17 protein-coding genes are annotated in these 12,829 nt (G+C 32.4%); 12 read left to right on the forward strand and 5 right to left on the reverse strand.

Annotated elements, in window-relative coordinates; all coding sequences use genetic code 11:
• Positions 1-4 precede the first annotated feature (4 nt).
• The gene (locus WFK35_RS13890; RefSeq protein WP_336733070.1) at positions 5-160 is read left to right on the forward strand and encodes a toprim domain-containing protein; all 156 of its coding nucleotides are present in this window, start codon (positions 5-7) and stop codon (positions 158-160) included.
• A gap of 62 nt (positions 161-222) precedes the next feature.
• On the opposite strand, the gene WFK35_RS13895 is transcribed toward WFK35_RS13890, so the two are convergent.
• Both WFK35_RS13895 and WFK35_RS13900 read right to left on the reverse strand, forming a co-directional pair.
• Positions 223-1,317 (reverse strand): hypothetical protein, encoded by a 1,095-nt coding sequence (locus WFK35_RS13895; protein ID WP_002977257.1) that lies wholly within the window; start codon positions 1,315-1,317, stop codon positions 223-225.
• A 54-nt stretch (positions 1,318-1,371) separates the two neighbouring features.
• Positions 1,372-2,163, reverse strand: coding sequence for a hypothetical protein (locus WFK35_RS13900; RefSeq protein ID WP_002977259.1), 792 nt, complete (start codon positions 2,161-2,163; stop codon positions 1,372-1,374).
• A 1,182-nt stretch (positions 2,164-3,345) separates the two neighbouring features.
• Between WFK35_RS13900 and WFK35_RS13905 the strand changes: the two genes are divergently transcribed.
• The 11 genes from WFK35_RS13905 to WFK35_RS13955 all read left to right on the forward strand — a co-directional run bounded on the left by WFK35_RS13905 (position 3,346) and on the right by WFK35_RS13955 (position 10,453).
• Positions 3,346-3,747, forward strand: a complete 402-nt coding sequence (locus WFK35_RS13905) for a single-stranded DNA-binding protein (RefSeq protein ID WP_002977263.1) — start codon at positions 3,346-3,348, stop codon at positions 3,745-3,747.
• A 15-nt stretch (positions 3,748-3,762) separates the two neighbouring features.
• Positions 3,763-4,200, forward strand: coding sequence for a hypothetical protein (locus WFK35_RS13910; protein ID WP_002977264.1), 438 nt, complete (start codon positions 3,763-3,765; stop codon positions 4,198-4,200).
• A gap of 9 nt (positions 4,201-4,209) precedes the next feature.
• Positions 4,210-4,758 carry a PRTRC system protein E gene (locus tag WFK35_RS13915; protein WP_027383749.1) on the forward strand — a complete coding sequence of 183 codons (549 nt, stop codon included), beginning with the start codon at positions 4,210-4,212 and terminating at the stop codon, positions 4,756-4,758.
• Positions 4,759-4,767: 9 nt separating this feature from the next.
• Positions 4,768-4,986 (forward strand): PRTRC system protein C, encoded by a 219-nt coding sequence (locus tag WFK35_RS13920; RefSeq protein WP_002977268.1) that lies wholly within the window; start codon positions 4,768-4,770, stop codon positions 4,984-4,986.
• 31 nt (positions 4,987-5,017) lie between these two features.
• Positions 5,018-5,194: a hypothetical protein gene (locus tag WFK35_RS13925; protein WP_002977271.1), complete on the forward strand. Its 177-nt coding sequence runs from the start codon at positions 5,018-5,020 to the stop codon at positions 5,192-5,194.
• Positions 5,195-5,298: 104 nt separating this feature from the next.
• Positions 5,299-6,207 (forward strand): hypothetical protein, encoded by a 909-nt coding sequence (locus WFK35_RS13930; protein ID WP_313089809.1) that lies wholly within the window; start codon positions 5,299-5,301, stop codon positions 6,205-6,207.
• Between the two features lie 19 nt (positions 6,208-6,226).
• Positions 6,227-6,967, forward strand: a complete 741-nt coding sequence (locus WFK35_RS13935; protein WP_002977276.1) for a PRTRC system protein B — start codon at positions 6,227-6,229, stop codon at positions 6,965-6,967.
• Complete coding sequence (locus WFK35_RS13940; RefSeq protein WP_002977279.1) at positions 6,967-7,794, forward strand: PRTRC system ThiF family protein; 828 nt, start codon at positions 6,967-6,969, stop codon at positions 7,792-7,794. The genes WFK35_RS13935 and WFK35_RS13940 overlap by 1 nt, the downstream gene beginning before the upstream one ends.
• Before the next feature lie 233 nt (positions 7,795-8,027).
• Positions 8,028-8,687 carry a hypothetical protein gene (locus tag WFK35_RS13945; RefSeq protein WP_336733067.1) on the forward strand — a complete coding sequence of 220 codons (660 nt, stop codon included), beginning with the start codon at positions 8,028-8,030 and terminating at the stop codon, positions 8,685-8,687.
• Complete coding sequence (locus WFK35_RS13950; RefSeq protein WP_336733071.1) at positions 8,687-9,715, forward strand: phospholipase D-like domain-containing protein; 1,029 nt, start codon at positions 8,687-8,689, stop codon at positions 9,713-9,715. The genes WFK35_RS13945 and WFK35_RS13950 overlap by 1 nt, the downstream gene beginning before the upstream one ends.
• A gap of 51 nt (positions 9,716-9,766) precedes the next feature.
• Positions 9,767-10,453 (forward strand): hypothetical protein, encoded by a 687-nt coding sequence (locus WFK35_RS13955; RefSeq protein ID WP_002977283.1) that lies wholly within the window; start codon positions 9,767-9,769, stop codon positions 10,451-10,453.
• Positions 10,454-10,499: 46 nt separating this feature from the next.
• Here WFK35_RS13955 and WFK35_RS13960 read toward each other — a convergent pair whose 3' ends face one another.
• The 3 genes from WFK35_RS13960 to WFK35_RS13970 all read right to left on the reverse strand — a co-directional run.
• On the reverse strand, positions 10,500-11,822 hold the full coding sequence (locus tag WFK35_RS13960; protein ID WP_336733068.1) for a hypothetical protein: 1,323 nt from the start codon (positions 11,820-11,822) through the stop codon (positions 10,500-10,502).
• Positions 11,819-12,364 carry a hypothetical protein gene (locus tag WFK35_RS13965; protein ID WP_002977286.1) on the reverse strand — a complete coding sequence of 182 codons (546 nt, stop codon included), beginning with the start codon at positions 12,362-12,364 and terminating at the stop codon, positions 11,819-11,821. The genes WFK35_RS13960 and WFK35_RS13965 overlap by 4 nt, the downstream gene beginning before the upstream one ends.
• Positions 12,365-12,494: 130 nt before the next feature.
• On the reverse strand, positions 12,495-12,829 hold a 335-nt coding region (locus WFK35_RS13970; RefSeq protein WP_336733069.1), incomplete at its 5' end, for a hypothetical protein.

Here is a 12,829-nt window from a genome sequence, read left to right on the forward strand (position 1 = left end):
TAAAATACTAAAGAAATACAAAAAAATATCTCTATTTCTTGATAATGATAAAACGGGAAAAACTGTCGTAGAGCAGATCCGCAACAGCTATAAAAATGTTGAAGATTTTTCCTGGATGTACCAACATTATAAAGATTTGAATCAGTGGCTGATAAGGTGATGATGTTTTCAGTAAAGACAAAACCGCTACTTAATAGTAGCGGTTTCATTTTGAAATTAATCTTATTGAGTAACCCATCCTGGCACTCCGTTCACACTTTTTAATATAAAGGTTCCATTTGATGGGGGAATAGGAATTACTTCAGTTGCAAAACCAAAGCTGCCATCCGCTTTGGCTACAACTTTTTTGGTGTAAGCTGGATCTCCGTCTGCATCGGGCATTTGTGAAGGTGTAACACTCAGTTTTCCATTGATATTGAGCCATCTTTCAGAAAAATCTCCAGAGATTAGCGCAAACTTATAGTCTGTATAATTGTTTGTAATGCTATCCCAAAAATTTGTTGAACTGGTGGTTACTGGTGTTGAATGAATTGCCAGCTTATTACTAATACTTCTATTTCCAGATGCGGGGCTTCCTGCACCGACACCAATAAAAACATTATTAGATCCAGTTCTATTGCCTGTACCCGACAGATATCCTATAGAAATATTATCATTGCCTGATGTGATATATGACATTGCTCCTGCACCGATTCCAATATTCCTGTTTCCGGAAATTGTTCCATTAATAATACCATTTAGTGCTGATACCCCCGCTCCATAATTTAGTTTTCCAGTAATTTCTCCTTGAGACATTGCATAGGCACTGGCCGAATTCCCTTTTCCGGAAGTTATGTTTGAGTCCGTTGCAAAAATTGAGTTGTATTCACCGGCGATAGTGCTTCTAGATTTACCGATGATATAATTTTCTTTTTGATCAAAATCAAGCTTCAGATTATTTTTTACAATAAGTTCCAGCGTGGAAGTATTACCTGTTTGAGAGACAACTTCCAATGGATCACTTTGAAGTAATGGAACCCATTTTTGACCGTCGAAATAATATAGACCTGACTTTTCAAGATGAACAGATTGCCCTGATAAATTGGTGGCAGGTGATAGAACGAAAACTATTGCTCCCTTCTGTGCTGTAGTGTAAGTTTTTGTTGCCAATTGATCTCCACTAATTCTTGGTAGAATGATCCCATCGAAATGATTGGCATCATCTGGTTTGCCTACTACTTCTAAGGTAGCTTTAGGCGTTTGAGTATTGATACCGACTTGTGAGAAAAAGTTGGCACTTATCAATAAAAAAAATAGTTTTAGAAAGTTGTTTTTCATTTTGTTATTTGATTATAGTTCACTATGTTTTTAGAATCTACTTTTGTGGTATAGCTATTTGGAGTGAGGTTTGATCCAATTTGAGTAGCCTTGCACTTCACCAGTGGCGTTTGAGTTTATCATATTTAAGTTTCCTGCAATAATATATATGGTATTATTTTGAAGCAGTACCGGAATTACATAAGTTGAATTTTCATTTTGCATAAAAACTATATCTTTAGGAAAGTATCCGATTTCGTTGCATATTCCCGAAATATCAAATAAAACATCATCTAAAACATTAGGTGCATCAGATGCTCTGCTAATTTCAAATTTTATATTCACTATCCCTTCTAATTTCCTTAAAGTTACCGAGCCTTTAAAGCCTCCATATTTTTTTGTTCCTATCGAATAATGTTTTGAGGATGTTAAGTAAACATTTTTGTCAGACGAAAGATTAAGAGGCTCAGACCACTTTGATGATTCTGTCAGAACATCATCATTGCTGTTATCAAATGACAGAATAATTCTATATTCTATTGGTTCCTTTTGATTGGATATAGATTTCCACGAATATCCGCTAAAGTAATATAGCCCTGGCTCTGTAATATCAGCTACCTGACCTGATAAGTTTGATGGTGCAGTGGTGACAAATATAACAGCACCTTTCTTTGAATAATTGTATGTTTTTTTCTGCAACTGATCTCCCGTAATGCGTGGGGGGAGAATTCCATCATAATGATTGATGTCTTCTGCTTTTCCTACAACTTCAAAAGTAGTCTCAGGAGATGAGGTGTTGATTCCTACCTGAGAAAACAGAAATGAATTAACACAGAAACAAAGCAGCATAAAAAAGTTGTTTTTCATCAGTAATTCTTTTGTTAAATTATTTTACAAAATTCATATTTAACCGTATTACTGCTATTAAACTAATTGTTATAAATGGCGGAGTGAACTTTTATGATTGTAAAAAGTCATAATTGAATATTCAAAAGTTTTATTCAAGGCGATCTATGATTAAGAATTGAACATATGTGACCATTGAGTTTATTTTGTCGCCTATGACTATGTCATTTAAAAGTATAATCGGTTTAAGCAAATTCTTCAATTCGGAAAGGCGCTCATTTTATTTCGGAAAAGCACTCTGGATATTTCGGAAAAGCGCTCCTAAACCCAACTAGTCGGACGAAAATTATCTCTTTTATACTATTAGATTCGGAAACGAACTCTTTACATTGTCGAAATTTTGATAATTGTGGATAAATACTGAATGTTGGATTGAAAAATTCGGAAACGCACTCATTCGTATTTTGATTGATGTTCGGAAAAGCACTGATCTCTTTTTCGGAAAAGCGATCATCTATCTTTCGGAAACACACTCATTCTTAAAATCCTCTCAAACAGCTGCTGCAGGATAATAGTGGAGTACAGTAAAAGTATTTCTAAAAATATATAAAAGTTCTTTTTTCTCTAAAAGGAATTTAAGCTTTTGCTTTTAAAGAAAAAATATAATCTTTTAGTACAAAAATTATGTCTTTACATCTTTACAAATAAACCGATTGTAAACAATATGTATTGCAATTAGTTTGATATTATTCACCAGTGTAAATTGATAAGTTGATTTAATAACTGTGTTTTTGTTTTTACAATTGCAAATGTAGAAAAGAGGCTTTCTCACAAAAAAATCTTTTTGGGTATCTAAAAAATTTTCTACACCAGTTCCGATAATTTGTCAGAAACTCCTAAATCCTTCGGACAAAAATATTTCAAGCCCTGAAAATAAATATAATTAGTGACTCTTTTTCCTTGGGTTTTATGCGCCTGCTCTTTTTCTATGGTCATAAGCAAAGAAAAACCGGAACCTCAGTTATACAAATCAATTCAACTTATGCTCTTTGACATCTTCGGAAATATCAAAAAAATATATAAATAATCATTTCCAATTAGGAAAAACAATAGAGAAAACCGAGTGTCCTCGATACCAAATCAATTCACTCAAGAAATTTTTAGAAAACGAAAATAATTTTAAACAATTTAAATTCAATTATTATGAACATCGTAGGCAGAATTACAAAGAATGCGGAAGTTAACGCATTAGCAAATGACAGACAAGTTGTTAATTTTTCAGTAGCTATAAATGATAGCTTTAAAAATAAACAAGGAGATAGAGTAGAACAGACCACATTTTATAACTGTTCATACTGGATTAGTTCTAATGTAGCTAAAATTCTTACCAAAGGTACTTTGGTAGAGCTGACAGGAAAACCAAGTGCAAGTGCTTGGATAGGAAAAGATGGAGAGATTCGTTCGGGTCTAAATTTTCTCACATCATTTATTAAAGTTCACGGAGGAGGAGGTAAGGCGGATGTTAATACTAATTCAACCATCGAAGCCAAACCACAAACAGCAAGTGCTTTAGTCGGAGATAAGGATGATGATTTACCATTTTAATTTAAAATTTAAACAATGAAAATATCAAAAATTCCTACAGATTATCTTTTTATCAAATCCATCGATTCAAATGAATTTAGTGATTTTGCAATCATTCATACTACTGAACAATGGAGAGAATTATGTACTGAAAGATTGGACTCTGTAAAACCTTTTGAAAATGATACTTTTTTCAAATGGCTTAATTATAAAGATGAAGCAGTTGATTTTTTTAGGTTTACGGATGAAAGCTTCTCTGAAATTAAAGATTGGTTTCAAAACAATGATATGTTTTTCGTGGAAACTAATGAAGAAGAAATCAGTCAATTGAAACCATTGGATTTTGTATTAAACTGTTATCAGATGCAGGTTTTTACTGATGGTACTGCCATTTATAATGCTTTTGAAAAGCATTTGGGTACTGAATATTGGACTCTCCAATTTTCTCTGAACGAATTAACACAGACAACTTAATTGAAAGCTATGCAGACCAATTTTTTTAGACAACTCGCCAAACTTAATTTAAAAGGTGACTTGCAGTTGATACTTCGACCAACAGAAGAAAATGGCTTTGTTCTATCCATATTGCTCAATAATGAGCAGTGTGGAGACGAAGCAAGAAAATTGATTCCACCTGTTAATTTAAAGGGAACAGCAGAAGAGCTTGATAACGGATTCTTTGAAACGGTAGGCACACCATTACAGACTGCTTCGGGTTTAATGGTAAATATGGAAAGCTTTATGAAACAGATGGAAGAAGCCAAGAAGAAATCTGCAATGGAAAAGGAGAAAAGTGATAAGGAGAAAAAAGAAAAGGAAACAAAGGATAAAAAATTTACTGAATCCTTACAAAAGGCAGTGCAATTTGAAAAGGAGGGCAAATATAAAGATGCGTGGTCTGCTCTACCTAAAATTTCAGATTATCCCGATAAGGCAGATAACATCAGGAAAAAGCAGGAACAATATGAAGTCCATCTTGCTCCAAGTCTTTTTTCCGAGCCACAAGAACCACAAGAAATTTCCAACATTTAAATATAGATTATGTTACTCGCAACACAATTAGAACGGGTTTTCATTCTGAAAGATAATGGACAGGATATTCGCCTGACAGACCCCGAACCAAAATGGAGTGTAGAAGCAGTGATGAATTTTTATGCTAATAATTATCCAATTCTTACCACTGCAAAGGTTTCCGCTCCTCTGATTAAAGATGACACTATTCAATATCAATTTGAAAGTGTAATGGGAACTAAAGGATAACAGTTTATGAATTAAATCAAAATTAAGATGAATGCAACAAAATATTATAAAAGGAAAAATAGTAATTCCGGAAGAAAAAAAACAAAAACAGGTTCATCAGCAGGTAGGCGATTTTATGAAATGGATGAAGCAGGAAAAAGACAGTTCGGAAGTACAGAAAGACCAGAGAAAGTCTGTCCCATTGGCACAAATACCAATGGTTTTCTGAAAACGGCTTTTCTGCCAAAGCTTAAAGAATGTAGCACAACATCAAATTTGTCAAAATCAAAAACAATAAAATTGGAGAGGGATTTTTATAAATCCCTTTCCCAAATGTCAGAGCATTATAATCTTTCTCAATCTGATCATAAAGATTTTGAATTTCCATATAACATCTCACTATCTCTGAATCATTGCCGAAAGCAAATGAAAACGAGTATCAAAAATTGGCAGGATATTAAATTGGAGCACAAAGGTAACTGCCTATATTTTGTGAGCGAAGAAAGAATCAGTACAGGAATGACTCTTTACTATATTCCTGTCGTTCCTCTTCATAATATGCTTCATCATAAGAAATACAGAAAAACAGCTCAAATGCTACTTTCTGTATGCACTTATCTGTATCGGATTATTGATATTCCTTATTACAGACAGGAAGCTTCATACTTATTTTGGTTATATGAAATGCTAAGCGACTGGATTGACCAAGATGAAGAATTGGATGAAAATTGTGAATATAAAAAGCAATTACAACAGGCTGAATTAATTGGTGATATTATGGAGCAGAAGATTGCATCTATCAATAATTTGTCATTTTTTCAACAGCGTGTAACGTCATTTAAAGCAAAAGATAGTTTTGATGTTGAATGTTTGAATCTTGCTAATAAAGCTTTCTCCTTATACAGCAAATTTCCCGAAGAACGCATCTATAGAAACATACATTTTAATAATAATAAGGACTTCTCTAATGATGATGAATTCGATTACGATGAAAATGATGAAGCCGTTATTTCAATGGATAAATACATTTCATTTTTTGCTGATGATAGAGGATGGGCATATCAAAGTATTATCGATAGTGTAAATAATGAATTCAATGAATATGCTGAAATTCAAGAACCTATTGTTTTCAAAGTTTTTGATGGGAAAGAAGTTTCAGATAACAGTCTGGATTTTGAAAGTGAAGTTTTTGAAATTCTTAATCAGCTTGCAGGAATACTTGGCGACTTTTCAAGTCTATAAATCTTAACTCGAATTAGTTATGAAACGAAAAAATAATAATATTGAAGCAAAAGATGTAACAGAAGATTTTGAAAATCTTTATCATCCAAAATCAGCATTAGTTTTCTACGAAAGTGATGATAAGCTTTCTGATATGTACGTTGAATATTTTGATATGGATGAAGATGGCAGTCCCATTAATGCACATCCACTTACAACCAACGAAGCTAAATATTTAGCAAAAAGACTTAAAATTCAAAATTGCAGAGAAAAAGAATTTCTTAAACCACAGGGAATTATTTCTTCTAATATTTTACTCATCGACAATTCAGAAAATGCAAAAGTGATTTGGTACACAGAATTTTCAGAACGAGAATTATATTTTTCTAAGGATTTGGAAATACCAAATGGTACAGCGAAAGTACCATCCTTAATTTGGTGTGCTGATAAACTGCATTTGAAGATATTTGCTGTTGATTACAATCAGCGACCAACAGAAGAGACTTCGCTATATCACGCACCATTTTTTAACATCTATGATAACGGGAGTGTTTGTATGGGGAACGTTGATACTAAAATTAAAAAGTCAGCTTCCTTGGAAGAATTTACGGCTACTTGGGAGCATTTTTTTTTCAATTCCTATTTCAGTCACTTAATGTACAATCATAATCCTATAAAGGGAAATTGTGTCTCGCTTTGGAAAGACCTTGTTCAGAACAGAAAGGATTTTCCAAATGATGTGCTTATAAAATCTAATCTTAAATTAAAAAACCTACTGTAATGAATATTCAAAATAATTCAATTGTAAATAATAAGCCAAGAGTTCATTTTACCTATAGTAATTTTATTCAGCCGACAAACCCAATATCTATAAATCTGATAGGGGCAGGAGGAACGGGTTCGCAGATGCTTACTGCTTTGGGCAGAATAAATTATGCGCTTAACGAAATGGATCATCCCGGACTTTCTGTAATGTTATGGGATGATGATAGGGTAGAAGAAGCAAATCTCGGCAGACAGCTTTTTGCTGAAAGCGAACTTGGACTTAATAAAGCGACAGCATTAATCAACAGGACAAACCGATTTTTCGGAACGGCTTGGAAAGCGGAGACTAGAAAATTTCAAAGAGACGCTTCGGACAGGATTACGAGTAATATGACCGCCAATATTTTTATTTCCTGTGTCGATAATGTGAAAACAAGATTTGAAATCGCTGAGGTTTTAAAAACTTTGGATGATACTTATATACATCGTAATACAGCAAAATATTGGATGGATTTTGGAAACAGTAAATGTACAGGACAGGTATTACTCTCGACAATCGGAGATATTAGACAGCCTGATTCTCAAAAATATGAAACGGTTTCCAATCTTGCTTTTATAACCGATGAATACGGTGATTTATTGAGACAGTCAGAAACAGTAGATGATACTCCAAGTTGCAGTTTGGCAGAAGCACTTGAGAAACAGGATTTATTTATTAATTCTTCTTTAGCCCAATTAGGAGGCTCACTCCTCTGGAATTTATTTCGAAATGGGATGACCGAAAACAGGGGATTTTTTCTGAATCTTCAAAATTTTAACTCACAGCCTATAAAAGTTGCCTGATGGAAATCGGGTGGCAAAAATGCAATTTCTCCTATGGTCGAAAACGCATTTTTGCCTATATGGAGCAACCACATTTTAAAATATACCTATCTAATTCCATTCCTAATATTTTAAAAAAAGGTTGCGGACTTTTTAAATTTTATCATATGATTGTAAAATTAATTTATTTTTAACTCATTGTAATATAGTTTGTTATTATCTTTATGGTAATTAACCTTGAAAACAATAATGCAATGAGAACACGTGCTAAAGAGAACGGACTTGAAGTGACCTGCGTTGCAGGAACTTCAGCAGTGATACTTTCGATTGATATGCCCCAACAACAAACTGAGGGACTACTGGGATTTTCTATCGAAAGAGAAGATTTGATAGAAAATGAAAAGTACTTTTTAAAAGGATTTAAATATTTTGAAGAAACTGTTGGGAGCGCAGTAAAAAATGAATTATTCAGCAGCTTTGAGCATCCTATCCAATCATTTATGTGGGAGGATTTTACTGTAAAATCAACCTACGATTATATCTACAATATAATTCCTGTATATGGAAAGCCTAAATTTTTAGAGCATAGACCTGGCTGTAAAATCAAGGTTAATATTCCCGACGAAAGTACTTCAAAACACTCAGTGTATTTTAACCGTGGGGTAGCGGGGAGCCTAGCATATGCTAGAGAGTTTGGGAATATCAGACCTTGGTCAGAGGGAGTATCTGAAGAGAATTCTTTGAGAGCATTAAAGTGGCTTGGTAAGGGCTTGGATGATGCTTTGTTGAACTTTATCAAAAAAGCTGAAGATGAAACATATAGTATTAGAGCTGCTTTTTACGAGTTTGAATATTTGCCCATTTTAGAAGCATTGAAAGATGCATATAAGATAGAAGCGTTGATGTTAAGATAATTTATGATTCCAGAGGAGAGGAGAAAGCAAATAATCTTGCCATAAATGAAGCAGGCATTCCAAGACAAATTTTAATTCCAAGAAAAGAAGAAGCAAATAAAAGCTATATTGCTCATAATAAATTTATGATACTGCTGAAAGATGGTAAACCTATTGAGATATTATCGGGGTCTACCAATATAACAGCAAAAGGAATTTTTGGTCAATGTAACGCTGCTCACATTATCAGAGATGAAGAGGTCGCTCAAAAATTTCATCAATATTGGGAATATTTAGCACAAGATCCAATTAACGAAGTGTTAGGTAAGCAAACTTTGGAAATTCAAGAAGATATATTGTATGATAATCTTAACAAGGGTATAACCGTATTTTTCAGTCCCCGCGAACAAAAAACTATTCTTAAAACGTATGCTGAATATATGGATAATTCAAAAAGTCTTATTTGTGGAATGTTTCCATTTTCTTTTAGTAAGCATATGAAAGAAATAATAACTAAAGATACAGAAAATCTCAAATACATCATCTTAGATAATAATAGATCTATACATACTACATTAGTTTCAAACGATTATGATAATGTAATAATTTATGGAACTTATTTAAAAGATGGTCTATATGATTGGCTCGCAGAAAAACATTCAGGTTTACTATTGAATGCAAAGCCAAGTGGAGTAGGGACAAATTTCATTCATAATAAAATTATACTTATTGATCCTCTAGGTGAAGATCCTATTGTCATTTCCGGTTCTGCAAATTATAGTGATAATTCAATTTTGAATAATGATGAGAATACTTTGGTAATTAGAGGTGATAAGGATTTAAGTGATCTTTATTTTACTGAATTTGTAAGAATTTTTAATCATTATTATGCGCGATCTAAAGCTTTAGAAATGTCGGGAAAAGTTTCAGGGAACGATAATCCATTGCATTTGAAGACGGACTACCTTGCTTGGGTAAAATCATTCTACAATAAAAATGCATTAAAATATAAGAGAAAAAAAATGTTTGTAGATTTAATCTGTTCCTGATTTACTAGCTGCAGGGACTTTTTAATTACATAGCGATGTTACCAAATACTTATGACAAACAAGGCTTTACAAAAATTAATAGATGATTTAAATAATAAAGGTAAGAGAACAAAAAGTGTTATTTATCTTAGACCTTTAAGCCCGAATGTAGATTTCGCTAAGGTCTGGATAAATAAACCGAAAATAACTGATAATATTACATCTTCAGACGGATTCAAAAAATTTTACTTCATTAAAAATGAAACTAAAACTTATGTAGCTGTAGTCTTGGATATGTATAGTGATTTACATTGGTATGTTGTACCAGAACATAGAAAAAATGGACATTTGACCAACTCAATGAAGGATGTAGTTTTGTTTCACTTATTTATTAATAGAGATGAGCAAACAATTACTATCACAGAAAATCAAATTGGAAAATCTTTTGCTGATGCGTCGAAAAAAGTGGCACTCGAACTAGGATTTATTCAAACTGATGATAATGAATATGTGCTTGCAGGTGATGACTACGTATGTTCTGAGTCAAATTTTGTTTTGAACTCTAAAATGTCCGAAGATAGAATGGTTGAATTAAGGAACGAAATTAATTACTTAGGTCGATCACTTTGGAAAATTCAAACTGAAATTGAAATGAATCTTGGACTAAGTGATTACTGCGAAGAGCTTAAACAGACGGTTGACACATTAAGAAGTAATTCTTTGAAATTTGAATTCTTATGGAGAAACAATAACAAATAATAACTTAAACTACTGATTTTTTTAAAAAAGTAGTTTAAGATATTATTTAATTCAAGGCATCAAGATTTCCGATATATCTACTTATGATTTTTAGGTCATCATTTTCTTCAGTGTTCAAATCAGTCTTTTTAATCAATGAAATTATTTTGGAATAAAAACTATTATTAAATCCGTCAAGTGCTTTCTGATATTCGATATCAGTGTATGATATTTTGAAATCGTCAAATGAAAATGTAAAACCGATATTTGAATCAAATAACATATCTATCAGAATTTCCTCAGATAATAAAACTGACGGTTTGTCTTTTGGTACAATCTCCTTTAGTTTGAAAGTCGTTTCATATTTTTTGAATTCTTCCGATCTAATTGTTTTCTTTGAAACTTTACCTTTTTCAGAAACACGTTTATGAGCAATTGTAGTAACAAGCTCACCTATATCCTCTTGTGACAATGTTTTTGTAGTAAGTAATTCCTTTTTTTGCTTGTTAACAATTTTTGGAATATACTTTTTTGAAAATGAATCTGTGTCATAAACTCCAATGCTGTAACCGGAATTATTTGATTTGATTTTGGCTAATGGCCTGAATATTTCATTTATTTCCTCCTCTGAAAATTCTTCTTTGATTTCGGTAATTTCTTGTTCACCAAGAGGATTAATGAAAATTTCATTATGGAAATTTTTAACAATATTTGATTTTAAATTAACAATTTCCTTTTCTTCGTCATTTCTTTTCATCCAATCATTAGCAATTGAAAATCGAAAACTTCCATAACTTGAGTTTGTGATGACCGGATTAATAATTCTATCAATTTCTTTTTGAAGTTCACTTATACTGTCATCTCTAAATTTGACCAAACGCCTAACTTTAGTAAGTGCATATGCCTTTAATGATTTCAAATAATTATCTGTAAAGTCTTTAATCATTTCTAAAGTAACAGAATGACCAAATTCAAGCTTGGTAGGCTCAATAGTATAATGTGTGCTATTTTGTCTAAGAATACTTAAATAGGTATATTCTTTTGTCTGCCCAAAAGGATTAATATTTTTTAAAGAAACTAAAATCTCTAAGACGTCATACAATTGTTCCTTAACCTCTTCATCTTTACTGTTAGTTAACCCAAAAAAAATAAACTTTTGTGCCTCCTCTATCTGTCCAGCTTTTAAATTTAAAAACGCAGCACTTCTTACCAGTATACTCCTTGTGGGTTCAAGGTCTGGTTTGTCGAAATAGAAATCTGCAACCTCACTTTCTAATTTAGCTGCCGTTTTGTATAGTTCTAATGAAGCATCAAAGTCACCTTCATCTAAAGCCTGCTTAGCCTTAAATGAGTAATCCATAGCTTCTCTATGTTGTAACTTTGGTTTCATTTATGAATTTCTTTTATGGTTGTAGGTTTGGCAAAAAGTGTGACAACGACAGATGATGATTGGTCTCTTTTTGAACCTCTATTAATTTGCTCGTGTTTCTTTTTTATGCGATTTATTAAGGTATTTGATTTGTTTTCCTCCAAAATACCGGATATTTCTACATAATGATATTCTTCGTCAAGAAAATTCAAATCATCATCATCAGGTTCAGTTTTAGAAAATCTATAGTCAACGCCATCGCCAATTTCAGTTTGTTCTACATATTTGTAATCCATTATTACTGACATTACAAACCAAGCCAATGCAACACCACCGTGATTAGCAATATCTTTATCCTCCTTCATTGTTACTTTTGAAAAATTGGAATCCCAAGTAACAATGTTTTTGCTGGATTTTCCGTCAATGGTAAATTCAAATTCAGCCTTAGAGTCTTTATGATAGCGATCAAGTCCAACAGCAGCCCAATAATTGTGAACTTTTATATGCTCTTTTGGTGGGCCTTGTAGCTTATCTAAAGTAAGATCAAGATGAAGTTCTGTCATTAAGTTATTAAAGTTATTGTTTTCACCAAATATACAAATTAATCGTTTTAGTTGTCAATTGTCATTCTAAACTACTTTTAATCTTGATTTTGTTATCAAAAAAATATAGAGTTGTTGCAACTAAGAGTTATTACATTTCCATACCTAAATCGAGTACTTCGTCAAGAATTTTCATTGTTTTAAAGGCATTTTCCCAACCTCCACAGCATTCAGGGCTTAATGCAATTGTAATGACATCTATCTTATCCATATTTACAACTAATACATTCCCGACTTTTCTGATCAATTCATCAGAATAAATCTGATAATAGCCTTTACTGTTAGAATAAAAGAAATCTATATCCAAATTTACTATACCGCCATTTTTGGAATCTTTCAGCCAATGATGTAAGCTGTTAAGAAAGTCTTCTATCTTATACTCCCAATCTATAAATTCATTTTCCGGATATGGCTCTTTGGTTATAA

Source organism: Chryseobacterium sp. VD8 (assembly GCF_037149975.1).
Classification (GTDB): Bacteria; Bacteroidota; Bacteroidia; order Flavobacteriales; family Weeksellaceae; genus Chryseobacterium; species Chryseobacterium indicum.